Source organism: Streptomyces sp. LUP47B (assembly GCF_001746295.1).
Classification (GTDB): Bacteria; Actinomycetota; Actinomycetes; order Streptomycetales; family Streptomycetaceae; genus Streptomyces.
Genome location: NZ_MJAH01000029.1, coordinates 28,000 through 52,580 on the forward strand (window position 1 = coordinate 28,000; position 24,581 = coordinate 52,580).

The window sequence follows — 24,581 nt, forward strand, 5'->3', positions numbered from 1 at the left end:
AGGGTGGTCGACCACACGCACACTGGAGTCACCTGTGGGGTAGGAGGCGCCGTATGAACACGTTCGGCAACTGGCTCGCCTCCCCGTGGCGGCGCTCGATCGTCGCCGCGGTGGCAGGCGCTCTCCCCGTCCTCGCGTTCCCGGCACCATCCCTGTGGTGGTTCGCCTACGTCGCCCTCGTCCCCTGGATCGCGCTGATCCGCTCGGCCCCCACGGCGAAACGGGCGGCGTACGACGGCTGGGCCGGCGGTTTCGGCTTCATGGTGGGGATGCACCACTGGCTGCTGCCGAGCCTGAGCGTGTTCATCTTCGTCATCGGCGCCCTGCTCGGCGCGCTGTGGGCGCCGTGGGGCGCGCTGGTGCGGCACTTCCTGGCCGGGACGCCCTCGCGCGGCCGGACCGCGGCGGCGCTCGCCGTGCTGCCGTCGGGCTGGCTCGGTATCGAACTCGTCCGCTCCTGGCAGGGGCTCGGCGGCCCGTGGGGCGTCCTCGGCTCCAGCCAGTGGGGGGTGGAACCGGCGCTGCGGCTGGCCTCGGTGGGCGGGGTGTGGCTGCTCAGCTTCCTGATCGTGGCCGTCAATGTGGCGGCCGCCGTGTTGGTGACGGTCCGTGAGTCCAGGGTCCCCGCGGTGGCGGGTCTGGTCGCCACGGCCGCCGTGACCTCGGCGGCCTGGATGTGGTCACCGCGTCCCGACACCGGGGGGACGACACGGATCGCGGTCGTCCAGCCCGGTGTCATCGACGGCCCCGACCGGCGCTTCGCTCGCGAGGAGCAGCTGACCCGTGACCTCGCCGGGCAGGACGTCGACCTGATCGTGTGGGGCGAGAGCAGTGTCGGCTTCGACCTCGGAGACCGGCCCGACCTGGCGAAGCGGATCGCGGTGCTGTCCGAGGAGACCGGCGCCGACATCCTCGTCAACGTGGACGCCCGCCGCTCCGACAAACCCGGCATCTACAAGAGTTCGGTGCTCGTGGGCCCCGGCGGACTCACCGGCGACCGCTACGACAAGATGCGGCTCGTCCCCTTCGGCGAGTACATCCCGGCCCGCTCGCTGCTCGGCTGGGCCACCTCGGTCGGCAAGGCGGCGGGCGAGAACCGCAGGAACGGTTCCGAGCAGGTCGTGATGGACGTCGGTCACGGGCTGAAGGTCGGGCCGATGGTGTGCTTCGAGTCGGCGTTCCCCGACATGAGCCGCCATCTCGCCGAGGACGGCGCCCAGTTGCTGATCGCCCAGTCGGCGACCTCGTCCTTCCAGCAGAGCTGGGCCCCCGAGCAGCACGCCTCGCTCGCCGCCCTGCGCGCCGCGGAGACCGGACGCCCGATGGTGCACTCGACCCTGACCGGTGTCTCCGCGGTCTACGACGCGAGCGGACAGCGGGTCGGCCGGTGGATCGGCACCGACTCCAGCACCTCGCGGGTGTACGACGTACCGCTGGCGACCGGGACGACGCCGTACGTCCGCTTCGGCGACTGGCCGGTGCACGCGGCCCTGCTGATCCTCGCCGCGTGGTGCGCCGGCCGGCTGGGCCGGCGGTTCAGGCGGACCGCTCCTGAACCGCGTGTACCACCCGTTCGCACAGCTCATGGGTCGCCAGCGCGTCCCGGGCGCTGAGCACCTTTCCCGCGCGCACGGCGTCGAGGAAGGCGAGCACCGCCTGCTCGATGCCGCGCTGCCGGGCCACCGGCACCCAGTCGCCGCGCCGCCGCACGGTCGGCTGGCCCTTGTGGTCGATCACCTCGGCGAGATTGAACACCTGCCGCTTGGTGTCCTGTCCGGACACCTCCAGGATCTCCTCGGCCGAGCCGCTGAGCCGGTTCATCACCCCGAGCGCGGTGAAGCCGTCCCCGGCGAGCTGGAGCACGACGTGGTGCAGCAGTCCGTCCTCCACGCGCGCGCGTACCGTCACGTCGTCGACCGGCCCCGGCACCAGGAACCGCAGGGTGTCGACGACGTGGATGAAGTCGTCGAGGATCATGGCGCGGGGCTCCTCGGGGAGCCCGATCCGGTTCTTCTGCATGAGGATCAGCTCGCGCGGATGGTCGGCGCACTGCGCGTACCCGGGCGCGAACCGCCGGTTGAACCCGACGGCCAGACTCACGTTCCGCTGTTCGGCGAGCGCCACCAGCCGTTCGGAGTCGGCGAGTTCGTAGGCGAGCGGCTTGTCGACGTACGTCGGTACGCCCGCCTCCAGCAGCCGCGCGACGATGTCGGGGTGCACGCTCGTCGGCGCGTGCACGAAGGCGGCGTCGAGTCCCTGGGCGAGCAGCGAGTCGAGGTCCTGGTGCCGTTGTCCCGCGGAAAGGTGGAGGCCGTCGGCGACCCGGGTCAGCGTCGCCGGCGTCCGCGTCTGCACATGCAGTTCGACGCCGGGCCGGCCGCCGAGCACCGGCAGATACGCCTTCTGCGCGATGTCACCGAGTCCGATGCAGCCGACCTTCACGTTGGACTCCTCAGTTTGTCCGGCCAGGGCCTTGCCGGAAGCATACGGCGGCCTCGGCGGGCCCCGGCCGACGACCGGGAATTCGCTGGTGGTGAGGGGTGAGGTGGGTCAGGATGCGAGCATGACGACACAGCGCCCCGAACCCGCGACCACCGCCGACGAACGCAGCATGCTGGAGGGCTGGCTCGACTACCACCGGCAGACCCTCGCCTGGAAGTGCGAGGGCCTGACCGACGCCCAGCTCAGGACCGCCGCGGTGGAGCCGTCCACGCTCTCCCTCATGGGCCTGGTGCGGCACATGGCGGAGGTGGAGCGCAGCTGGTTCCGCCGGGTCCTGACCGACGAGGACGCGGCGCCGATCTACTACAGCGAGGCCGACCCGGACGGCGAGTTCCGTCTCACCGAGGCCGACACCTGGCAGGAGGCGCACGGCACCTGGCAGGCCGAGATCGAGAAGAGCCGGCAGAACGCGGCCCGCTTCGGCCTGGACGACCTCACCGTGGGCAAGCACCGCCGGACCGGGGAGCGGTTCAACCTGCGCTGGCTCTACACCCACATGATCGAGGAGTACGCCCGCCACAACGGCCACGCGGACCTGATCCGCGAGCGCATCGACGGCGTCACCGGCGACTGACGTCAGCCCCGGGAGGCCTGAGCACACCGTACGGGGACGGAGATCACCCGTGCGGGGCAACCTCCGCTCGTCCGCTGTCGCCGACGTCGCTCGAACCAGCAGAGTGGCGCGGGTGCATCGAACCACGACTACCGCAACGCTCCTGGTCACCGTGGCTGTCTCGGCCCTCACCGGCTGTGTGACGGTCCAGCGTCCCCCTGTGACCGGGCCGCCGCCGGCGACGGCACCGTCACGGCTGCCGGGACCGGGTGGCGCCCGCCCGGACGGTCAGGCGCAGCCGCAGATCGTGCAAGCCCCGGCCCAGGAGGCGCTGTCCATGATCGACCCGTCCCCGTCCTCGAAGCCGGAGGGAACCGCCCCGCGCGACAGGGCCCCGGGGACCGCGGCGGCCCCCGCCCAGCCGCAGCCCCGACACCCGGCACAGGCGCGTCCGGGACATCCACAGCATCCCGCGCGCCCGGCACATCCCGAACCTCGGCACCCGGACTCCCGGCGCCACCGGCCACCCCGGGTCGAGATCCCGGACGTGGCCAGGTCCATCCCGAAGTCGGTCCCCAAGGGACCGAAGGACGTCTGCGCGCTCGGCAGGAAGTACGGCGGCTGGCAGCAGGGCAGCCCCGAGTCGGTCATCTGCGACCAGACGTACGGGCGTTGAGGCAGCGCGGTCTCAGGGCCGCTGCCTCGGCGGTCCCCACCGTCCGTCACCGGCGGATCCGCCCTCGCCGAGCCGTAGCTCCAGCCTGCTGATCGCCGCCCGCACCCCGTCGCTGTAGTTGTCCTCCCCCAGGGCGTCCGCCGCTCTGCGGGCCCGGCGCAGATGGGTGCGGGCGGCGTCGGTGCGGGCGAGGCGCACATAGTCGACGGCCAGGTTGAGGTGCAGCGAGGGGTACAGGGCGCGCATGGCGAGCGCGCCCTCGTGCCGGGCCGGCCGGTCCTCGGTGAGTTCCTCCGCTGCCGTCAACGCCCTGAGATCCCAGGCGAGTTCGTCGCAGGGGTCGTCCTGGGCGTCGGCCATGTAGTGCGCCAGGGTGCAGCGGTGCAACGGGTCGCCGTCCTCGCCGATCTCCGCCCACAGGGCCAGGAAGCGGTGCCGGGCCTCCTCGCGGTCCCCCGCGTGACACAGCATGACGACCTGCCCGATCCGGGTCATCACGGTGTCCGGCGCCGCCTGCTCCTGTCGCTCCGTCAAAGCGTCCTCCGGCCCTTGTCGGCTGTCGTCCCCTGTCTCTGCCGACGCTAGCCGCCGCGACTGACATTCGAGGTCAGGCGGGACCGGGCCGGGCCGTGCGGCACCGGCCCGGCGGACGGGTCAGCGGTCCGGGTCAGCCGAGGTTCGGGATCGTCCAGTCGATGGGCTCGTGGCCCTGTCGGGCGACCGCCTCGTCGATCTGCGTGAACGGGCGGGAGCCGAAGAACTTCTTCGCCGACAGCGGGGAGGGGTGCGCGCCCTTGACCACGACGTGCCGGCTCTCGTCGATCAGGGGGAGCTTCTTCTGCGCGTAGTTGCCCCACAGCACGAAGACGGCCGGGTCGGGGCGCTCGGCCACCGCGCGGATCACCGCGTCGGTGAACTTCTCCCAGCCCTTGCCCTTGTGCGAGTTGGCCTCGCCGGAGCGGACGGTGAGCACCGCGTTGAGCAGCAGGACGCCCTGCTGGGCCCACGGCATGAGGTAGCCGTTGTCCGGGATCTCCAGGCCCAGCTCCTCCTTCATCTCCTTGTAGATGTTGCGGAGGGAGGGCGGGGTCCTGACGCCCGGGCGGACCGAGAAGCACAGGCCGTGGCCCTGGCCCTCGCCGTGGTACGGGTCCTGACCGAGGATCAGGACCTTCACCTTGTCGTACGGCGTCGCGTCGAGGGCGGCGAAGACCTCCTCGCGGGGCGGGAAGACGGGACCCTTCGCCCGCTCGTCCTCGACGAACTCCGTCAGCTCCTTGAAGTACGGCTGCTGCAGTTCGTCGCCCAGAACCCCGCGCCAGGACTCGGGCAGCATGGCGGTGTCGGTCACGTCAACGTCCTCACGATGTGCGGTCACTTCAGGCCTCAGAACCTACAGGCGACCACTGACATCCGTGCCGTGAGGGCCGGGCCCGAGTCCTACCAGCTGGTCTTCCGGTACAGCTCCCACATCGTCATCATGGTCGCCGGGTCGATGACCTTCTCGAGACCGGCGATCTCCTCGTTCGCGGCCACGTACTGCTTGCCCTGCCACAGCGGCACCAGCCGGGTGTCGTCCACGAAGACCTGCTGGGCTTCCTCGATCTGCGGCCCCACGGCCCCGCGGTCGCTCTCCGCGCGCGACTCGGGCAGCAGCTTGCCGGTGATCTCGGGGGCGTCGTACGGGGTGCCGAGCGCGTTCTGCTTGCCCACGAAGGGCGCGATGAAGTTGTCGGCGTCGTGGAAGTCGGGGAACCAGCCGCGCCCGAACACCGGGTACTCGCCCTTCTGGTAGCCCTCGACGTAGGTCTTCCACGGGCGGCTCTTGAGGGTGATCCTGAAGAGTCCCGAGGCCTCCAGCTGCCGCTTCAGCTCCTGGAAGGCGGGCTTGGTCGTCGAGCCGTAGCGGTCGCTGGTGTACCAGAGGGTCAGCGGGACGCGCTTGGTGATCCCCGCGTCCGTGAGGAACCGCTTGGCCTTGGCCACGCTGGGGTCTCCGAAGTCGTCGAAGAATCCCGTGGTGTGGCCGGTGAGGCCGGCCGGGACCATCGAGTACAGCGGCTCGACGGTGTCCTTGTAGACGTAGTGCACGAGCGCCGGGCGGTCGACGATCTGGGCGACGGCCTTGCGGACCGCGGGCTTCGCGGACCACGGGTCGCTGGGGTTGAACACCAGGTAACTGATCTCGGTGGTGGGGTTCTCCAGGAGCTGGAGCCCCTCCTTCTGCTGGTTGGTCTCGATGTCCACGGTGTCGGAGGCCCCGAGACCGCGGTACACGACCGAGATCTGCTTGTCCTTGAGGGCCTTGACCATCGCGTCCGACTGCTGGAAGTAGCGGATGGTGACGGCGTCGTTCTTGAGGTCCGCTATGCCCTTGTAGTTGTCGTTGCGGACGAGCTCGGCCTTCTCGCCCTCCTGGTAGGAGTCGAGGCTGTACGGCCCCGAGCCGCTGATCTTCCCGTCCTTGCGGATCGCGTTCGCGGAGTACTCCTCGGGATCCACGATCGACATGGCCGGCGTGGTGAGCACCAGGGGGAAGGTGGCGTCGGGCTGGCTGAGGTGGAAGACCACCTCGCGGTCACCCTTCACCTGCACCCGGGACAGCGTCCCCAGCAGGCCGGCGGGGCCGCCGTTGACGTTGATCTTCTTGATCCGGTCGATGGAGTACTTGACGGCCTTGGCGTCCAGCGTGTGCCCATTGGAGAACTTCAGGCCCTCGCGCAGCGTGCAGCTGTACACGGTGCTCGACGTGTCCGTGAACTCGCAGCTCTCGGCCGCGTCGGGTTCGGGGTCGGATCCACCGGGGGAATAGTTCAGGAGCGTCTGGTAGACGTTGCGGAACAGTTCCCAGGAGTTGTCCCAGGAGGCCGCGGGGTCCAGCGTGGCCGGGGCACTGGTGGTCCCCACGACGATCGTCTTCCCGCCGTCGGAGGAGTCCGAGGAGAACACCCCGCATCCGGCCGTCGTGGATATGGACACGAGGGCCGCGAGGGGCGGCAGGTATCGGTTCCGCTTGAACACGCGCTTGCTCCTCGAAATGCCGTGCCGAGAGTCGGCAAAACATACCGCAGCGCCACGCACACTCAACCGGTTCGTTCACAGGGAGCTCGATCGCCTCAACGTGATGACCCTGTAAATCCCCTGTGAGGCTTTTGTGTGTCGACACGGGCGCCGTCGGTGTCAACGGGCGCCCGTGCCGAGACGACGAGGGTCAGCTCACTCCGGCGTTGAGGAAGATGCCGCCGTCGACGACGAGCGTCTGACCGGTGACCCAGTCGGACTGCGCCGAGGTGAGGAAGGCCGCGGCGCCGCCGATGTCGGAGGGCACGCCGAGCCGGGCCAGCGGGTAGGACGCGGCGGCCTCCGCCTCCCGGCCCTCGTACAGGGCCGACGCGAACTTGGTCTTCACGACGGCCGGGGCGATCGCGTTGACCCGCACTCCCGGCGCGAACTCGTGCGCGAGCTGCTGGGTGAGGTTGATCAGCGCGGCCTTGCTGACGCCGTACGCGGCGATGAAGGGCGAGGGCGCGAGGCCCGCGACGGAGGCGATGTTGACGATCGCCCCGCCGTTGTCCTTCTGCCAGGCGTACCAGGTCTTCTGGGCGAAGCCGAGCGCCGAGATCACGTTGGTCTCGAAGACCTTGCGCGCCACATTCAGGTCGAGGTCGGCGATCGGCCCGAACACCGGGTTGGTACCGGCGTTGTTGACCAGATAGTCGACGCGCCCGAAGGCCTCCATGGCGCGCTCGACGGCGGCGGTCTGGTGCGCCTCGTCGTGCGCCTTGCCCGCCACGTGGACGGCACGCTCGGCGCCGAGCTGCTCGACGGCCTCCTTGAGGGAGTCCTCGGTGCGGCCGGTGATGACCACCCGGTCACCGCGCGCGACGAACGCCTCGGCGATGCCGTAACCGATGCCGCGGCTGGCGCCCGTGATGAGCGCGACCTTGCCCGAAAGCTCGGGGAGTTGCGAAGTCATGGTCCTGTTTCCCTAGTCGAGCGGTCCGCCGGCGACGTACAGCACCTGGCCGGAGACGAATCCGGCCGCCTCGCCCGTGAAGAAGGCGATGGCGTTGGCGATGTCGTCGGGCTCGCCCACGCGCGCGACCGGAATCTGGGTGGCGGCCGCGGCCTTGAACTCGTCGAAGCCCATGCCGACCCGCTCGGCGGTCGCGGCGGTCATGTCGGTGGCGATGAAGCCGGGGGCGACGGCGTTGGCGGTGATGCCGAACTTGCCGAGCTCGATGGCGAGCGTCTTGGTGAAGCCCTGGAGACCGGCCTTGGCGGCGGAGTAGTTGGCCTGGCCGCGGTTGCCGAGGGCGGAGGACGAGGACAGGTTGACGATCCGGCCGAAGCCCGCGTCCACCATGTGCTTCTGGATGGCCTTGGTGACCAGGAACGAGCCCCTGAGGTGCACGTTCAGGACGGTGTCCCAGTCGGAGACGCTCATCTTGAACAGCAGGTTGTCGCGCAGCACGCCCGCGTTGTTCACGAGGATCGTCGGCGCGCCGAGCTCCTCGGCCACGCGCGCGATGGCGGCCTGCACCTGGGCCTCGTCGGAGACGTCCGCGCCGACCGCGATCGCCCGGCCGCCGGCCGCGGTGATCTTCTCCACGGTGTCCTTGCAGGCGGCCTCGTCGAGGTCGATCACGGCGACCGCGCGCCCCTCGGCGGCCAGTCGTACGGCGGTGGCGGCGCCGATGCCGCGCGCGGCACCCGTGACCACGGCTACCCGCTGCTCTGTGGTGGACATGCTGGTTCTCCTCGCCCTTGAGAAATCGACCTGGGGAAATCGACCTGAGAATGTACGGCCCATTCGGTGAGCGACCGCTTAGTACCTTCAGCAGACGTGACGCTAGAAGCCATGGCACGCGGTGTCAACGTCCCACGAGCCAGGTGTGATCCATTACCTGACCAGCAGATCCAGCAGACGCTCCGGTTCGGCGGCCGGATCGGTGGTGAGCCCGGTGTGCACCGGGCCCGGCTGGACGACGGTGGAGCGGGGCGCGATCAGCCAGCGGAAGCGCCGTCCGGCGTCGTCGCGGGCGGCCTGCCCGGCCCCTTCACCACCGGCGCAGACCCCCTCGACGGCGTGGAGCGCGGCCCGGACACCGGCCACGTCCGCGTCCGGGTCGAGCGCCCGCAGCCGTGCCTCGTCGAGGTGGGTGAGCACGCCGACGTAGGCCTTGGCGCGGCAGTACACGAGCACCCCCGCGTTGATGCACTCGCCGCGCTCGACGCGGGGCACGACCCGCAGCAGGGCGTACTCGAAGACCTCGCGGTCGTCGGTGCGGCCGCCCCTGATGATGTGGCGCTCGGTCACTTGATCCCCTCGATCCGCTCATGGACGACGGCCGCGCGCGCGAGCAGTGGCCGTGCGTAGGTCCGCCGGAGTTCGTCCGGCGACTCGAAGCCGGGTTCGCCGGTCAGCCAGGCGTCCGGGATCTCGGCGGTGACCTCGGCGAGGAGGTCCTCGGTGACCCTGGGTGCCAGTTCAGCGGCGGCCGCGGCGACATCCGGCGCGAAGGGCTTCAGGACGTGGTCCGAGGCGTCGTAGGGGCGGGCGGCGGACTTCTCGGCGCCGGGCCAGTTGTGCTGCCAGATCATGGTCGCGCCGTGGTCGATGAGCCACACCTCGCCCCGCCACCACAGCAGGTTGGGGTTGCGCCAGGAGCGGTCGACATTGTTGACCAGCGCGTCGAACCAGACGATCCGGCCGGCCTCCTCCGGGCCGACCGCGAAGGCCAGCGGGTCGAAACCGAGCGCTCCGGAGAGGAAGTCCATGCCGAGATTGGTGCCGCCGCTGGACTTCAGCAGCTCCTGCACCCGCTCGTCGGGCTCACCGAGCCCCAGGTCCGGGTCGAGGTCGAGCGTCACGAGCCGCGGCACCCGGAAGCCGAGCCTGCGGGCGAGTTCCCCGGCCACCACCTCGGCGACCAGTGTCTTACGGCCCTGACCCGCGCCGGTGAACTTGATGACGTACGTCCCGCGGTCGTCGGCCTCGACGAGCCCCGGCAGCGAGCCGCCCTCACGCAGGGGCGTGATGTAGCGGGTCACGGTGACCTCATTCGGCATTCTCAGGCCACCTATCCAATCAACCTTGAAATCCACGGTAAGCACTGAAGGGGCACAGCATCACGAATCGCCCGTCAACGGCCTGGGGAGAGTCTGGGGAGTTTCGACCGGCATGCAGCTTCCCCAGCTTCCCGAGCAGTCCATCGACAGCGGTTCGCCCCTGGCTCCCGGCCTCCGGCACGAAGTGTGCATAGTAACCAAGGGTGATCGCCGGCGAGGAGCGCCCGAGCCACCGCGCCACAGTCACGACAGACCCTCCGGCCTCCAGCATGAGCGAGGCACAGGTGTGCGGCAGCACGTGGCAGCCTTCGGGGCCGCCGCCCACTGCCACGGTTTTGCTCCCGTGGACTTCAACTTGGCTATGTGCGCGCAGATGCGCAGCCGTCAACTCGGACGAGAGCGTCGGCCGGCGCTCGAACCCCACACAGGGCCCCAGGCGGTCGTTACCCTGTCAGCATGTCGTGTCCTGGTGCGCCTGCTCCGGAAATCACCGCGTTCCGCCCACTCGGCTTCGGTGCGATGGCCGGCGAACGGCCCCAGGGGGGATGTGACCAGTGCGAGTCGGCGTAGTCATCCTCCCCGAATACACCTGGCCGCAGGCCCGAGCGCGGTGGCGCGCAGTCGAGGAGCTGGGCTTCGATCACGCTTGGACCTACGACCACATGGCATGGCGGACTCTGGCGGGCGGGCCGTGGCTGGGTACGGCGGCCACCCTGGCGGCGGCTGCGACCTCGACGTCCCGTATCGGTCTCGGCACCTTCGTGACGTCTCCCAACTTTCGTCACCCCGTGCCCTGGTCGCGTGAGGTGATGGCACTGGACGACATGTCCGGCGGCCGGTTCCTGTGCGGAGTGGGGGCCGGAGCCGTGGACGTCGACGCGACCATGCTCGGCCGCCCGGTGCTGCCGCCGCGTGAACGTGTCGACCGCCTGGCAGAGTTCGTGGAGCTGCTCGACCGGCTCCTGACGGAGGACCACGTCGACTACGCGGGCACGTACTTCACAGCCAAGGACGCCCGCACGGCGCCAGGTTGCGTGCGCGAGCCCCGGGTTCCCCTGATCGTGGCGGGCAGCGGGCCCCGCACCCTGCGGCTCGCCCGCCGGCTGGGAGACGGCTGGGTCACGATCGGGCCCGCGAACGCGACCGACGAGCGGACTTGGTGGTCAGGGGTAGGGGAGCTGGCCGCGCGGATGGAGGAACTTCAGCCGCTCACCGCTTTCCAACGCCACCTCTCGCTCGACTCCTGCCCGGGGTATTCGCTGAGCAGCGTGACGCGGTTCGAGGAGATGCGCGGCAGGGCACACCAGTTGGGCTTCACCGATGTGATCGTCCACTACCCGCGCAGCGAGGGCGTGTACGCGGGGCGGGAACAGGTCCTGGAGTCGGTCGCCCGGCTGCAGGACGGTTCCCCGCCCGTCACTCCCCCGTGACTCCCGACCACCTCCGTCACCCGTTCAGATACGCCAGAACGGCCAGCACCCGGCGGTGATCGTCCGGTGCCTGCGGCAGGTCCAGTTTGGTGAAGATGGCGGCGATGCGCTTGGAGACGGTGGCCTCCGTGACCACGAGCCGACGGGCGATGGCGGCGTTGGAGCGGCCCTCCGCGATGAGGCCCAGGACCTCCCGCTCCTTGGGGCTGAGCCGCTGCAACGGGTCGTGGTGGCGGCTCAGCAGCTGACGCACCACCTCGGGGTCCACCACGGTCCCGCCCCGGGCCACGGTGTCGAGCGCCGAGACGAACTCCTCGACCTCGGCGATGCGGTCCTTGAGCATGTACCCCATCCCGGTGCCGTGCCGATCGGAGGCGAGGAGCTCGGAGGCGTATCCCTGGGAGACGTACTGGCTGAGCACCAGCACCGCGAGGCCGGGGTGATCGGCGCGCAGCCGACGGGCGGCGCGCAGTCCGTCGTCGGTGTTGTCGGGGGGCATCCGTACGTCGACGATGACGGCATCCGGCTTGTGCTCGGCCGTGGCAGCGATCAGTGACGGGGCGTCGCCGACCGCGGCGAGCACCATGTGCCCGAAGCGCTCCAGGAGCCCGACCAGGCCTTCGCGCAGCAGGACGGAATCCTCCGCGATGACCAATCTCAGTGACTGCACGGAATCTCCACTCGAAGGACGGTCGGCCCACCGACCGGTGAACAGAGGAACATTCTGCCGTTGAGGACCGCGAGGCGGTCCGTGATGCCGACCAGTCCGGTGCCGGCCGCGGTGTCGGCGCCACCGACCCCGTCGTCCCGAATCTCCATCACCAACTGGCCGCCGCCGAGGCGGCCGCGGACCCAGGCGTGGTTCGCCTTGCTGTGTTTGGCGACGTTGGCGAGGGCCTCGCACACCACGAAGTAGGCGGTGCTCTCCACCTGCGCGAGAAGCCGGTCGGGCAGCGCGATGTCGACGTCCACCGGGACCACGGAGCGGCCGGCCACGTCGCGTGCCGCCGCCTCCAGGCCGCGGTCGGTGAGGACCTGGGGATGGATGTTGTGGATGAGCTCGCGCAGCTCCTGAAGGGCCTGCTTGGCCTGGTCCCGCGCGTCCCGCACCTGTTGGGCGGCGAGTGAGCCCGGCGGCAGGTCGAGCTCGGCCAGGCCGAGCTTCATGGACAGGGTGACCAGCCGCTGTTGCGCCCCGTCGTGCAGGTCGCGTTCGATCCGGCGGCGCTCCACCTCGAAGGCGTCCACGAGACGGGCCCGGGACTCCACCACCTGGGTCAGTTCGCTGTCACCGGGCTCCAGCACGGCACGGGCCATCGCCGCACGTACGCCTGCCCAGGCCGCGACCGGATAGGCCGCGATCGGCAGCAGCAGCAGACCGGCGAGCGTTCCGGCCCAGCCGACGGCGAAGCTCGCGGTCGGCTGGAAGGGTGCGCTCATCAGGAACAGCGGAATGCCCAGGGACACGAGCGCGATGCCGAGGTCCGTCCACCACAGCACCAGCAGCGCGACGAGTCCGTAGCCGAGTTCGCGCAGGCCAACGGCGCGCAGATGATCCTTGAGCCTGCTCCAGGGCGGCCCGGCCGGCCGCTCGACGGTGTCGGTCCGCGCGATGGTCATCACCAGGCGCAGACGCCGGCGTTCGTAGCCCGACACGCCCCACGCCACGACCGCGGCCGCCGCCAGCACGACCACGACCGCGAGCGGCCCCAGCAGGTCCCACAGGAGGTACTGCAGCGTTCCGAGGCCCGCGACACAGGCTCCCACGACAGCACTGGACAACAGATAGGACAGCGACCGCCAGGGCCAGGACGACGTGAGGAAGCTCAGCGGGCGTTGGGCGAGGGCGTCCAGCGTATTGCGCGCGATCACGCTGTGACCGTAGCGGCTTGCGGCCTCCATCGGCAGGGGAGCCAGGTCTACTTCGGTTTTCCGGACAGCCCCCAGGCCCGGGGGGCTCCGGCGGCTTCCACCACCCGCGGCGAGGCGGTCGGCCGCTGTCCGGGCCGGACCACCACGACGGTCTCACCGCGGGTGAGCGCGACCCGCACCGTCCGCGGGCCGGCGCTCCGCCAGGGCCTGGGCCTGCCTTGCTCGTCGAGTACCTCGAAGGGGCCTTCCATGCCGTGGTCCAGCAGCAATGGCTCGCCGGCCTCGCTGCGCACGCGGACCCAGTCGGTACGGCCGTCGCTGCGGGCGGCGTCGACGAGGAAGGCTCCGGGGGCCCGCATGCCCGCCACCGTCGCCTGCGGCCACTCCGGCGGGGTCGACGGGAACACGCGCAGGGTGCCGCTCCGCGAGTCCAGCAGGAGGTCCAGGGCCGTCTGTCCGGCGCCGAGGGGTACGGACACCGCGGTCTCGTCGCCGGCCTCGCCCCTGCCCGGGCGGTAGAGCCCTCCGCCGCCGAGGCCCGCCAGGAAGTGCCGGAGGTGGGACAGGGCCTCGCTCACCTCGCCCGTGGCCGCGGCGAGGCCCGCGGCGGTGACGTAGGAGGAGCCGTGCCAGCTGTCGCGCATCGAGGCCCAGTGGGCATAGCTGCGCCGGGCCAGTCCGGTGTCCGCGAGCTGTTCCCGCAGCGGGTGCAGCCACAGCAGGTGCGAAGCGTACGGGTGAGAGCGGGTGAGGGCCACTTGGCGGCCGATCAGCACGCCGTCGGGACCGCTAGGGTACGGGGTGAGGCGGGCCGCGATGTCACGCCAGCGGTCGAGTCCGGCTTCCGTGAGTCCGAGCCGCCGGGTGGAGTCGATCAGTGCGGTCAGGGCCCAGCGCAGCAGCGCCAGAACGTAGGTGGCGTCGGACGCATCGGCATAGGACGGGGAGTGGGTGGCCGGCAGGTGCAGCCGCCCGTCGGACTCCGCCACGAGGAAGTGCGTGTAGAAACCGACCGCCTTGCGCAGCCCGGGGTGCAGCCGGTCGCGGAGGATGCGGACGTCCATGCCGGCGCGGTAGGCCGCCTCGACGGCCGGCAGCCCCCACCCGCTGATGGGGTCCGGGGCCCGCCCGCCCTTGGAACCGACGCCGGGCAGTCCGCCGTAGAGATGGCTGTGGCTCGCCGTGCGCGGCCGGTGTGCCGTGGCCGCGACCACCGGGTCGAGTGCGAGGTGGTCGGTGGTGCCGAGCAAGGGGTGTCCGAAGCCAGTGACGGGAGCGTCCCGGCGCAGTGCCGCCGCCGACATGTAGATCTGGGTCCAGTAGAACCGCTGCACGGTGCGGTCCGGTACGGACAGGAAGCCGTGCCGGTAGTGGTCGTGCCACCATCGGCGGTGCTCGGTGTCGACCCCGCCCGCGGCGGCGAGCGCCCGGCGGACCGCCGCGGCGTCGCCGCCGGCGACCAGGACCCGGACTGCAGCGCGGGTGTCCTCCTGGTACGGCAGCGGGTGGCCGGCGCCTGTGTCGGTCGCGGGCTCCCAGGCGGCTGCCGATTCCGCCCCCTCGGTCGTCAGTCGGACCACCAGGAGAGCGCGGCCGTGCGGCACGAGAGCCGTGAAGCGGACCCGGCCGCGTGTCGTGGTGATGGTCGCCGTGAGCTCCGCGTTCCACAGATCCAGCTGCCAATGGTGCGCGGTGGGCGTGCCCGCGAGCCGCAGGACGAGTCCGCCCGCGGCCGACTGCCACGTTTCGTCCGCTCCCCGCACCACGAAGGCGAGCCGATCCGGGGTGGCACCGCTGAGGACCTGCACCCGCAGGGAGCCGTCCCCGAGGCAGGGCGCGTCGTGACCTGCCTCGGGCGGGCGTTCCCAGATCATCCGGGCGTCACGTACGGACTCCTCGTAGGGGTCGGTCCCCGCGGCCGCCGCCCGGGCCGGGGTGCCGAGAAGTCCGGTGGCCCCGGCGGTCCCCAGGCCCACGGCCGCCGATCCCTGCAGGACCGTCCTTCTGCGCGGCCCGGTCATCGAGTGTGCCCCGGGGAGTGCCGGGTCTCCAGGGCGAGTTTCTCCAGCACGTCGACGGCGGCTCCGGGGCCGTTCAACCGGCCCATGCGGGCGGAGAGTTCCGTCAGCGTGCGGCGGATGTCCCGGTCGGCCGTCACGGCGTCGAGGGCGGCCACGAAGCGCGGTCCCTCGCTCTCGGCCGGTACCACGACACCCACACCGGCGGCGGCGAGCCGACGGGCGATCTCCCGCTGGTCGGCCGCCCGGGGCACGAGGACCATGGGCTTGCCGAGCGCGAGACCCTCCAGCGCCGAGTTCATTCCGCCGTGCGAGAGGAAGGCGTCGCAGCGCTCCAGAACGGCGGACTGCGGCACGTACTGACGGGCGATCACGTTCTCGGGCAGCGGTCCCAGTGCAGCCGGGTCGGTGTGCGAGGTGGCGAGCACCACCAGCCAGGGGGTGCCGGCGAAGGCATCGGCGATCTTGCGGAAGAACTCCGGCCCCCGGGTGAACATGGTGCCGGTGGACACGTACACGGACCGCTCACGCGCGATGCGGTCCCAGGGGAGGTCGTCCGAGTAGCCTGCGGCGGAGCCGTCGGTGCCGACCGGTTCGCGGCGCAGCGGCCCGACGAAGTGGAAGCGTTCGTCGAACGACTCCCGGGCCGGCTGGAGTTCGGGCACGGTGTTGACCAGTGCCTTCGCCGCTCCCGCCGTGACCCTGCGGCGCAGCCCGGGCTGGATGCGCGCCAGGCGCAGTCGCCGGACCAGACCGGCCGCGCGGGGGCCGAGCTGCCGGCTGACCTCGTCGAGGAGGACCTCCTCGCTGACGGCATACGTGACGTAGAAGGAGGCGAAGGGCACGCCGACCGCTTCGGCGGCGCGGATGGCCCAGATGGCCATGATGTCGGCGACGACGACGGTCGGCTCCCAGGTCGGCCAGCGGCCGACGAGGTCCCGGGTCAGCCGACGCTGTTCGCGGAAGACATCCCAGATCCGGCGGACCCGGCGCAGCCGGTGGCCGAACGTCGGCTGTTCCGGAACGCCACCTCGGGGCCGGATGGCGATCTCGGTGACCGTGCAGCCCACCTCGCGGAACACCTCGGCGAAGGGAGCGCTGATCACCACGTCGACCTGGTGCCCGCGCCCCACCAGTTCGGCGGCGAGCGCGACCATGGGCGTCACATGCCCGTGCAACGGAAAAGGGGCGAGGAGGTATCGCGTCATGAACTCTGCCTTCCCACAGGAGAATTCATGGAGAATTCCCACCGGCAGTCGCGACCCTAACAGCGCCCCGAATGCAAGTCACCGTAATTAAGTCTGAGACGAAAGACGCACGACATCAGCGGTAGTCTTATAGCCGCTTCTCCAACAGTAGTTGACGGTTCGTGATGCGGAGCGGCAGGCTGATCGACCATGACCGCTCCCAGTACGACGAGCCTGCTCGACCTGTTCGGTTCTGAATGGGCGGCGAACCCCTACCCATTCTATGCCGAGCTGCGAGCGAACAACCCAGTCCAGTGGGACGAATGGATGCAGTCCTGGGCGATACTCGGACACCCTGAAATTGTCCAGCTCTCCAAGGACGAACGGCTCTCCGGTGCCCGCATCGCCGAATTTTACGAGAGTCTTCCGGCGCAGTCACGAGGCGACGTCGCCCTGTTGGCCAGAACGCTGTCGCACATGATGCTGTTCAACGAACCGCCGCGCCACACCGGGTTGCGACGCCTCATCAAACCGGGGCTCACCCCTCGTTTCGTACGGGAAATGCGCCCTCTCATAGAGGAGTTGGCGAACGAGCTGCTCGACCGGGTCGTGGCGCAGGGGCACATGGACGTCATCCATGACTTCTCGGAGCCGCTCAGCCGCGGAATCATCGCGAAGCTGGCCGGGGTTCCGGACGACGCCGCGCATCTGCTGGAGAACTGGCAGGGGCTGCTGCACGAGTTCTTCACCCAGTCCAGCGCGGAGAACGGGCGCATCGAGGCGCTCCGGGAGTCCTTCGACCGAGGCAACCGGGGCCGACGGGACGGCTCGGCCGACGATCTCTTCAGCCGGGTGATCGGAGCGCAGCTGCGCGACGCGGAGTACACCGACGACGAGGTCTTCGCCAACTTCCTGCTGCTCATCGACGCGGGCCAGGCGACCACTACGCACCTGATCGGCAACGCGGTGCTCGCCCTGCTGCAGAACGAGGAGCAGACCAGGCTGCTGCGCGAGAGCCCGGAGCTGACAACGAACGCCGCTCATGAGCTGATGCGCTACGACAGTTCGGTTCAGTTCACCACGCGGATCGCCCTCGCCGACATAGAGATCGGGGGGCAGCTGATACGCAGTGGGCAGTCGGTGACACTGGTTCTCGGTGCCGGGAACCGCGATCCCCGGAGGTATTCCGAACCCGACACCCTCGACGTCACCCGCAGAGCCGCCGACCATCTCTCCTTCGGTCATGGAATTCACTACTGCCTGGGTGCCTCACTCGCTCTTTCGGAAATCGATGTGGCGATGCGCACGCTCCTGCGGCGGGTGGACGGCTGGGCACTCGCAACGAGCGAGCCCGACTGGCTCGACAGCATCAACTTCCGCTTCCTGAAGAGCCTTCCGATCACCTTCGAACCACGCGACTGAGAGGCGCCCGTGTCGTACCTCGGATTTCCACGGCTCAATTTCGCAGGCACCTTCCAGGCCGATGTGGCCACCGCGAACAACCTCGCCCCCTATTTCGACAACGACCTCTTCGAGCCGCGCTTCCAGTGGCGTATGAACCTGCCCGACCCCAACGGGCTGTGGAATCCCCGCGGTTCCGGCGCGCTGCGGCTCACCGACGTGCGGGTGACCAGCGTCTGCAGGCCCGACGGACGCGTGCTGGCCGAGGGCTCCGAGGACCCGGTGGTGGGCGGCCGGATCGCGGACGACGACCGGCGCCCCAACGGCAAGTTCGTGGACCTGGACCCGCAGAACCAGATGGTCTCCGAGATCTACGGCCTGCGCCTGCGGGTGCTGGACAAGGACGGCCGGGAGCAGCTGCGCGGCGACTTCGCGCCGGCGGCGATGGAGGACGTGTGGATCCGAGCGACGCTGCCGTCGGGCCGGGGCGATCCCTCGGCCACCTACCAGTCCGTCCTCACGGGCGTGCGATGGGCCGAGGACCTGACGTCACCGCTGCTGCGCACGATGCGCGAGGCCACGTACGGCGACACACTGTCGGTGAAGCTGAACCTGGACGGAGTCGAGGACGGCGTCGAGCGGTGGATCGACTCCCTCACCTTCGGCCGGATCGTGGGGGCCATCGGCCTGCACGCCGAGAACGAGCCCCGGCACCTGGTGGCGGGGCGCCGCCTGCGCACATCCGGCGACTCCAGCCCCCTGAACCACGCTCCGTGCCGGATCGACGAGGACACCCGCACGGTCTTCGTGGACCTGGGCAACAGCATCCGGGCCACCTCGCGCGGCGGGCCGTTGGAGAGCGTGGACCCGCTGCACCTGGTGTCCCTGGACGGCGACGGCACCCAGCACGACCTCGGGCGGCTCCAGGGCCTGGAGGCGGACTTCTACGAGCGGCTGGCCGGCATCGTCGCACTGGGGCTGACGCCGGCGCAGGCCGAGTCGGTGCGCGAGCGCCGGCTCGCCGTCGTGGACAGATCCGGCGACGAGCCCGCCGTGGTCCTGGCCGAGAACGAGGACGCCACCTTCCTGCGGGCGGACGGCGGCGTCTTCCGGATCTATCCCGAAGCTCCGCATGACACCGTCAGCACGGTCGTGCACGCCACCCGGTACGGCCGTCCGGCCGCCGGCGTACGCATCGCGCTCGACACCGGGTCACTGCCCGCGGTGCTGCGGGCGCCGAAGACGGTGACGACCGGCTCCGACGGCCGGGCCGAGATCACGCTGACCGGAACGGACCCGGGGAACCCGCGGCGCGTCATCGACGGCATCGTGGCCGATCTCGGCTACGGCGTCGAGGACGGCCCCAAGGTGCCGGAGGGCCGCCTCAGCATCCGGCTGTTCAGCCTGTACCGCACCCCGGAACGGCCCACCTGGGTCCGTGACGTCCAGCCGGTCCTGCAGCAGTACGCCAACCTTTACCCGGCGATGCACGACGTGTTCGACCTGGGCCACTACGGCCATGTCACCGGGCACGCCGTGTACATCACCAAGTCGCTGCTCGCGCCCCGGGACTCACCCCACCACATGCCCGTGACACGGGACCTCTCACCAGGAAAGCGGGACACCATCGTGAAGTGGCTGGCCACCGAACCGGCTCCGCCCGTGCTCGACATCGACTCGATCGACGACCTGCGGTCGGCACTCCAGCAGGCACTGCTCGTCGAGCACGCGACCATCCCGCCCTACCTGGCGGCGCTGCTGTCGGTGAAGTCCGGCCACAACACCGAGATCGCCGGGATCATCCGGGGGGTGGTCCTGGAGGAGATGCAGCACATGGCCCAGGTGGGCAATCTCCTCAACGCGGTCGGCGGGACACCGCGGATCGGTCGCCCCGGTCCGGTACCGACGTATCCCGGGCGGCTACCGGGCCCAGTGCTGTCGGACCTGACGGTGCGGCTGCGCAAGCTCTCGCTGGAGCACGTGGAGAACGTCTTCATGGCGATCGAACGGCCGGAGTACCCGGTGGTCGACGGAAAGCGTTTCAAGGGGGCCGTGATCGGCTCCGACGATGTCAAGGTCAGCCGTAAGGGCGAGATCCTGGCGGCCGACGACAAGGCCGTGCGGACGCTGGAGAGCTGGTTCGAGAAGGCCGAGTACGAGCCCCAGACCATCGGCTGGTTCTACAACCAGATCGCCCGCGCCGTCATCCGGCTCGACCGCGAGGGCAAGCTGTTCACGGGCGACCCGGCCCGCCAGGTGAGCTGGCCGGGCGCCCCGGGCGTGCTGTTCCGCGTCGAGGACAAGCGCTCCGCGCTGCTGGCCATCCATCAGATCATCGAGCAGGGCGAGGGCAGTCCGCACGACCTCAACGGCAACGGCGTGGCCGACCCCGGCGAGTTCGGGCACTACTACCGATTCCAGGAGATCGTCAAGGGACGGCGGCTGGTCAGGAACGGCAAGGGTGCTTGGGCCTTCGAGGGGGCACGCGTGCCCTTCGACCCCGACGGGGTGCACCCGATGGCCGACGACCCGGACACCTACAAACTGCCGGCCGGCTCCGTCGCCCGCCGTGACTCCGAGCAGTGCGACGAGTCGTACACCCGCGCCCTGACCTCCCTGAACCGGGTGTTCAACGGCCATCCGGAGGAGATGGACGACGCCGTCGGCCTCATGTACCAGATGCAGGTGCAGGCCAAGAAGCTGCTCGGCACCAAGGTGCCGGACGGCGGCGGCACGGTCGTCGGTCCTTCGTTCCAGTCCCCCGGCGTGCACTTCTGACCACCCAAGAGAGGGCATCACATGACCGACGACGACGCACTGCGCCTGCACTGCAACGAGAACCCCTACGGTCCGCCCGACGGGGTCGTCGAGGCCGCCGCCGCCGAACTGCGGGAGCGGTGCTCCCAGTACCCCGACAGCGAGTCCACGCTGCTGCGCTCACGACTCGCCGCGCACTACGACGTGGACGAGGCCATGGTGGCGGTCGGCAACGGCGCGGACGAACTGGTACTGCTGACCGCCCTGACCTTTCTGCGCCCGGGCGACAAGGTGCTGGTCACCGACTCGACCTTCCCCGGCTACGCCGCGGCCGCCGCGCTCGCCCGCGCCGAGGTGCGCGGGGTGCCGCTGGCCGATCACCGGGTTGCCGTGGACGCGCTGTCCGCAGGCCTGGCTCAGGACGGCGTCCGCCTGGCCTTCGTCTGCAATCCGCACAACCCGACGGGCACCGTGCTGGACACCGGCGACGTGGAGCGGATCATCGACCGGGCGGAAGCAGCCGGCGTGATACCGGTGTTCGACGAGGCGTACATGGAGTACGCGTCACCGGAGTACGCATACGCGGTCGGGGCGGTGCGGGCGGGACGGCGGCTCCTCGTCCTGCGCACCTTCTCCAAGGCCTGGGGGCTGGCCGCGCTGCGGGCCGGATACGTCCTCGGCCCGAAGGATCTCATCGCCCGGATCGGCGCGACCCACCGGACCGTGCCGTTCAGCGTCAACCGCGTCGCCCAGCGGGCGGCGGCCGCGGCCCTGGACCACCCCGCACATGTGGAGCTGAGCCGGCAGCGCAACGCCGAGGCCCGCGAACTGCTGTACGCGGGGCTGGAGTCCGCAGGGGTCGGTTATGTCAGGTCGCAGGCCAACTTCGTCCTCGTCGAGGCGCCCGGCGGCGGCGCCGAGCTGGCCGGCCGGCTGGCGCGGAACCACGGCATCGCCACCCGGGACCTGGGGATCTTCGGTCTGCCCGGACATGTGCGGGTCAGCGTCGGCACGCCCGAACAGGTCGAGCGGTTCTGCCGGGCGCTGGCCGCGGAGGTCCCCCGCCCGCCGGCGCACCGCATGGCGAGCAGCGGCCTGGGCGCCCCGCGCGGCGCCGAGCGCTTCCCCACCCTGGAGCCGCAGGAACCGGCCGCGCTGTTCAATGGGTACGTCGGCGCGCATGTGGTGCTCGCCCTCACCGAACTCGGAGTGTGGGACGCGCTCGGCGACGGCCCCCGTTCCCTGGACGACCTTCTGGAGCACACCGGCGCCGAGGAGACCAGGCTCTCCGCCCTGCTGCGGATCGCGGCGCTCCTGGGCCACCTTCAGGTCGGCCCGGACCGGGTGGAACTGACGGCGGCCGGCCGTGAACTCGTCCGGCACGCCGGGTACTTCACCTGGGGTGTCGGCGGCTACGGCGAACTGATGAGCCAGCTCTCCGGGCTGGCCGAGGGCTCCGTGACGTTCGGCCGCGAGGTGGGCCGGGACGGCCGGCGCATCGCGGTGGGGTCGGGCCTGGCGGGGCGCACGATGATGCTGCCGGTCGAGAAGCAGGTCGCGTCGGCCCTCGACTACACGTCGGTGGCGGATCTGGGGTGCGGTGACGCGTCCCGGCTGATCCGGTTGTGCGGTGCCGACACCGCGCGCCGGGGCGTCGGCATCGAGGTGAACGCGGCGGCCTGCGAGGCAGCGCGGCAGCGAATCAGTGAGGAGGGTCTGTCGGACCGGCTGGACGTGGTGCGGGCCGACGTGCTCGACCATGTCGACGAGCGGACCTTCCCGGGCATCGACCTGGTCACCAGCTTCCTGATGATGCATGACCTGTTCGAACTCACCGGGGACCCGGCGGGCGTAATGCGCAAGCTGCGCGACGTCTTCCCGGACGCACGACACTTCCTGATCGCGGACACGGTGGCCCAGGACTGGTCCGCGCACAGCGGGCCGCTGCCGGTGTTCTCCGCGGAGTTCGAGCTGGTGCACACCTTCATGGAGACCCCGATCCTCGGACTGGACACCTACGAGAAGGCCTTCGCCGAGGCGGGACTGCACGTCGAGCGCCGTGAGCCGTTCGGCACTCCGTCGACCTGGCTGTGGCTGCTGAGCACCGGCCGGTAGCGGACAGCCGACGAGGGGCTGCCCGAGTGCGGATCTCGCACCCGGGCAGCCCCTCGTCGCGGCCGTCTCAGCTGGCCAGAACCGCCTTCATGACGGATCCCGCGGACACCGCCGCCACGGCCTCGTTCACCGACGCCAGAGGGTACGGGGTCACCAGTGCCTCCAGGTCGAAGCGTGCGGTCAGCGTCGGCAGCAGCCGGATGTAGTCGACGAGGTGGGCCCCGGTGAACGCCCACGAGCCGATGACGTCCAGCTGCCGGTGGACGATCTGGTGCGGATTGATCAGGGTGTCCCCCGCGTCCGTATACTGACCGACGACGAGGTAGGCGCCGCCCCGGCGGGCCAGGCGCAGCCCCTGTGCCACCGCGGCCGGCACGCCGGCGCACTCGATCACCAGGTCGGCGCCGCGGCCGCCGGTGCGGTCGCGCACCTCCTGGAGGACCTTGTCGGTGGCGTCTTGGCCGCCGTCGACGATGTCGACGTGCTCGTCCCCGATGCCCGCGCGCCTGGCGAGGTCCAGCCGGGCGGCGGGCCCTCCGACCACGATCACCCGTGCGGCACCGGACAGTTGGGCGAACGCCGCCGCGGCCAGGCCCACCGGCCCGCTGCCCTGGACGACCACGGTCTCCCCCACCCGCACCGGCCGGCGGTCGTACAGGGCGTGCACCATGGTGGGGCCGGCGCAGGCCAAGGACATGGCGGCCAGCGGGCCGACACCCTCAGGCAGCCGGACCACGGTGGTGCCGGCCCGCAGGTGGATGTACTCGGCCCAGGAACCGGAGAGCGCGGGCGACTGGGTGGTGGGCCGGTTCACGCCGTACGTCTCGCGGTTCTCGCAGAGCGTGGGCTCCCGGTACTGACGGCACGGCACACAGACCCCGCAGGCGATCGAGGAGGCCCACATGACCGTGTCACCCTCGCGCAACGGGCGGCCCTCGGCGTCCTGTCCGCAGCCGGGCCCGGTCTCGTGGACCGTGCCCAGCCCCTCGTGGCCGAGCACCAGCGGCGTCGGGATGTCGAGGTGTCCCTGGCTCAGATGCACGTCGGTGCCGCAGATCCCGCCGTAGTGGCAGGCGACGACGAGTTCGCCCGGTCCGGCCGACGGCACCTCGAACGAACGCAGCGCAAGTGGTTCACCGAAGCGTTCGAGCACCACCGCACGGCCGTCGAGCACGCCGGCCCGAGGGGTCATACCGCTCCCCCGACCCTGAGGTCGATCGGGTCGTCGCTGAACCGCAGGGGGGTCGTGTCCCGGCCGACGACGTACGAGGGCCGGGGCTCCCCGACCGGGACAGGCGCGTTGGCGACGTCGTTGTACGTGGCGATCAGCAGCCGCCGCGGGAACGGCGACATGTTCGGCGCGGAGCCGTGCACGACCTCGGGGTCGAAGAGGATGACCGATCCGGCGGGGCCCTTGGGGCTGACCATGCCGTGCCGGTCGACCAGCGCGCTCATCTGCTCGGGGCGCAGGGCGATGTCGTCCGGGTCAAGGTGCTGGACGGAGCGGGCCGCGTCGTTGCGGAAGTCCCGGAGCAGGCCGGAGCGGTGGGAGCCCGACAGGAAGATCAACGGGCCGTTGAACTCGGTCACCTCGTCGAGGAAGACGCCGATGTTGACCTGGCGCGGCGCGGCCAGGTTGTCGGCGAGCTTCCAGGCCAGGAAGTCCTGGTGCCAGGCCCATTTGTCGCCGCCGAAGGCCGGCTTGGCGTTGATCTTGAACTGGTAGACGTAGAGGTCGTCGGACATCAGCTGCCGGGCGGGCCCGAGCAGTCGTGGGGTGCGCACCAGCGTGGCGAACTCATGGCGTCGCTCGTGCGAGGCGTAAACCGCGCGCACCGCCTCGCCGTTCTCCTCCAGGATGCGCTGCGGCCCGGGGGTCAGGCAGTCGGCGTCGAAGGCGTCCGACAGGGCCTCGGTCTCGGTGGGATCGAAGAGGGAGTTGAGGACCAGGAAGCCGTTCTCCCGGTACTGGGCGATCTGATCGGGACTGAGCTGCAC

Annotated in this window: 21 protein-coding genes; 7 read left to right on the forward strand and 14 right to left on the reverse strand. The window is 70.6% G+C overall.

Going from position 1 to position 24,581, the window contains the following annotated elements; genetic code table 11:
• Positions 1–53: 53 nt before the first annotated feature.
• Positions 54–1,613: an apolipoprotein N-acyltransferase gene (lnt, locus tag BFN33_RS46470; protein WP_069766269.1), complete on the forward strand. Its 1,560-nt coding sequence runs from the start codon at positions 54–56 to the stop codon at positions 1,611–1,613.
• Here lnt and BFN33_RS46475 read toward each other — a convergent pair.
• A complete protein-coding gene (locus tag BFN33_RS46475; RefSeq protein WP_069766270.1) occupies positions 1,537–2,442 on the reverse strand; it encodes a Gfo/Idh/MocA family protein in 906 nt (301 codons plus the stop codon). The genes lnt and BFN33_RS46475 overlap by 77 nt on opposite strands.
• Before the next feature lie 121 nt (positions 2,443–2,563).
• Here BFN33_RS46475 and BFN33_RS46480 point away from each other — a divergent pair, with 121 nt between their 5' ends.
• Positions 2,564–3,076, forward strand: a complete 513-nt coding sequence (locus tag BFN33_RS46480) for a DinB family protein (protein ID WP_069766271.1) — start codon at positions 2,564–2,566, stop codon at positions 3,074–3,076.
• 199 nt (positions 3,077–3,275) lie between these two features.
• Positions 3,276–3,731: a hypothetical protein gene (locus tag BFN33_RS46485; protein WP_256123056.1), complete on the forward strand. Its 456-nt coding sequence runs from the start codon at positions 3,276–3,278 to the stop codon at positions 3,729–3,731.
• 12 nt (positions 3,732–3,743) lie between these two features.
• Here the strand turns inward: BFN33_RS46485 and BFN33_RS46490 are convergent, their stop codons facing one another.
• From BFN33_RS46490 to BFN33_RS46520, 7 genes are all read right to left on the reverse strand, one after another.
• Positions 3,744–4,265, reverse strand: coding sequence for a hypothetical protein (locus BFN33_RS46490; protein WP_069766272.1), 522 nt, complete (start codon positions 4,263–4,265; stop codon positions 3,744–3,746).
• Between the two features lie 133 nt (positions 4,266–4,398).
• The gene (ung, locus tag BFN33_RS46495) at positions 4,399–5,082 is read right to left on the reverse strand and encodes a uracil-DNA glycosylase (protein ID WP_069766273.1); all 684 of its coding nucleotides are present in this window, start codon (positions 5,080–5,082) and stop codon (positions 4,399–4,401) included.
• Between the two features lie 89 nt (positions 5,083–5,171).
• Positions 5,172–6,752 (reverse strand): ABC transporter substrate-binding protein, encoded by a 1,581-nt coding sequence (locus BFN33_RS46500; RefSeq protein ID WP_069766274.1) that lies wholly within the window; start codon positions 6,750–6,752, stop codon positions 5,172–5,174.
• Positions 6,753–6,942: 190 nt separating this feature from the next.
• The gene (locus BFN33_RS46505; RefSeq protein ID WP_069766275.1) at positions 6,943–7,707 is read right to left on the reverse strand and encodes an SDR family oxidoreductase; all 765 of its coding nucleotides are present in this window, start codon (positions 7,705–7,707) and stop codon (positions 6,943–6,945) included.
• 12 nt (positions 7,708–7,719) lie between these two features.
• Positions 7,720–8,481 carry a 3-oxoacyl-ACP reductase FabG gene (fabG, locus tag BFN33_RS46510; protein ID WP_069766276.1) on the reverse strand — a complete coding sequence of 254 codons (762 nt, stop codon included), beginning with the start codon at positions 8,479–8,481 and terminating at the stop codon, positions 7,720–7,722.
• 153 nt (positions 8,482–8,634) lie between these two features.
• Complete coding sequence (locus BFN33_RS46515) at positions 8,635–9,051, reverse strand: DUF3037 domain-containing protein (protein WP_069766277.1); 417 nt, start codon at positions 9,049–9,051, stop codon at positions 8,635–8,637.
• Positions 9,048–9,803, reverse strand: a complete 756-nt coding sequence (locus tag BFN33_RS46520) for a HipA family kinase (protein ID WP_069766278.1) — start codon at positions 9,801–9,803, stop codon at positions 9,048–9,050. Before BFN33_RS46520 ends, BFN33_RS46515 begins: the two co-directional genes overlap by 4 nt.
• Positions 9,804–10,357: 554 nt before the next feature.
• Here BFN33_RS46520 and BFN33_RS46525 point away from each other — a divergent pair.
• Positions 10,358–11,233: an LLM class flavin-dependent oxidoreductase gene (locus BFN33_RS46525; protein ID WP_069766279.1), complete on the forward strand. Its 876-nt coding sequence runs from the start codon at positions 10,358–10,360 to the stop codon at positions 11,231–11,233.
• A gap of 16 nt (positions 11,234–11,249) precedes the next feature.
• On the opposite strand, the gene BFN33_RS46530 is transcribed toward BFN33_RS46525, so the two are convergent.
• Genes BFN33_RS46530 through BFN33_RS46545 form a run of 4 tightly spaced genes read right to left on the reverse strand, consistent with a single transcriptional unit; the run spans position 11,250 to position 16,331 of the window.
• Complete coding sequence (locus tag BFN33_RS46530) at positions 11,250–11,903, reverse strand: response regulator transcription factor (protein ID WP_218109082.1); 654 nt, start codon at positions 11,901–11,903, stop codon at positions 11,250–11,252.
• Entirely contained in the window at positions 11,891–13,105 is a 1,215-nt protein-coding gene (locus BFN33_RS46535; RefSeq protein WP_069766302.1) for a sensor histidine kinase, read from the reverse strand. Before BFN33_RS46535 ends, BFN33_RS46530 begins: the two co-directional genes overlap by 13 nt.
• Before the next feature lie 47 nt (positions 13,106–13,152).
• A complete protein-coding gene (locus tag BFN33_RS46540; RefSeq protein WP_069766281.1) occupies positions 13,153–15,081 on the reverse strand; it encodes a glycoside hydrolase family 95-like protein in 1,929 nt (642 codons plus the stop codon).
• Between the two features lie 41 nt (positions 15,082–15,122).
• Positions 15,123–16,331 (reverse strand): nucleotide disphospho-sugar-binding domain-containing protein, encoded by a 1,209-nt coding sequence (locus tag BFN33_RS46545; protein ID WP_079141390.1) that lies wholly within the window; start codon positions 16,329–16,331, stop codon positions 15,123–15,125.
• Between the two features lie 189 nt (positions 16,332–16,520).
• Here BFN33_RS46545 and BFN33_RS46550 point away from each other — a divergent pair, with 189 nt between their 5' ends.
• Genes BFN33_RS46550 through BFN33_RS46560 form a run of 3 tightly spaced genes read left to right on the forward strand, consistent with a single transcriptional unit; the run spans position 16,521 to position 22,583 of the window.
• On the forward strand, positions 16,521–17,732 hold the full coding sequence (locus BFN33_RS46550) for a cytochrome P450 (RefSeq protein WP_069766283.1): 1,212 nt from the start codon (positions 16,521–16,523) through the stop codon (positions 17,730–17,732).
• Between the two features lie 9 nt (positions 17,733–17,741).
• Positions 17,742–20,489: a ferritin-like domain-containing protein gene (locus tag BFN33_RS46555; protein WP_069766284.1), complete on the forward strand. Its 2,748-nt coding sequence runs from the start codon at positions 17,742–17,744 to the stop codon at positions 20,487–20,489.
• Between the two features lie 21 nt (positions 20,490–20,510).
• Positions 20,511–22,583, forward strand: a complete 2,073-nt coding sequence (locus BFN33_RS46560; protein ID WP_069766285.1) for an aminotransferase class I/II-fold pyridoxal phosphate-dependent enzyme — start codon at positions 20,511–20,513, stop codon at positions 22,581–22,583.
• A 67-nt stretch (positions 22,584–22,650) separates the two neighbouring features.
• Here the strand turns inward: BFN33_RS46560 and BFN33_RS46565 are convergent, their stop codons facing one another.
• Positions 22,651–23,775, reverse strand: a complete 1,125-nt coding sequence (locus tag BFN33_RS46565; protein ID WP_069766286.1) for a zinc-binding dehydrogenase — start codon at positions 23,773–23,775, stop codon at positions 22,651–22,653.
• Complete coding sequence (locus BFN33_RS46570; RefSeq protein ID WP_069766287.1) at positions 23,772–24,581, reverse strand: phytanoyl-CoA dioxygenase family protein; 810 nt, start codon at positions 24,579–24,581, stop codon at positions 23,772–23,774. Before BFN33_RS46570 ends, BFN33_RS46565 begins: the two co-directional genes overlap by 4 nt.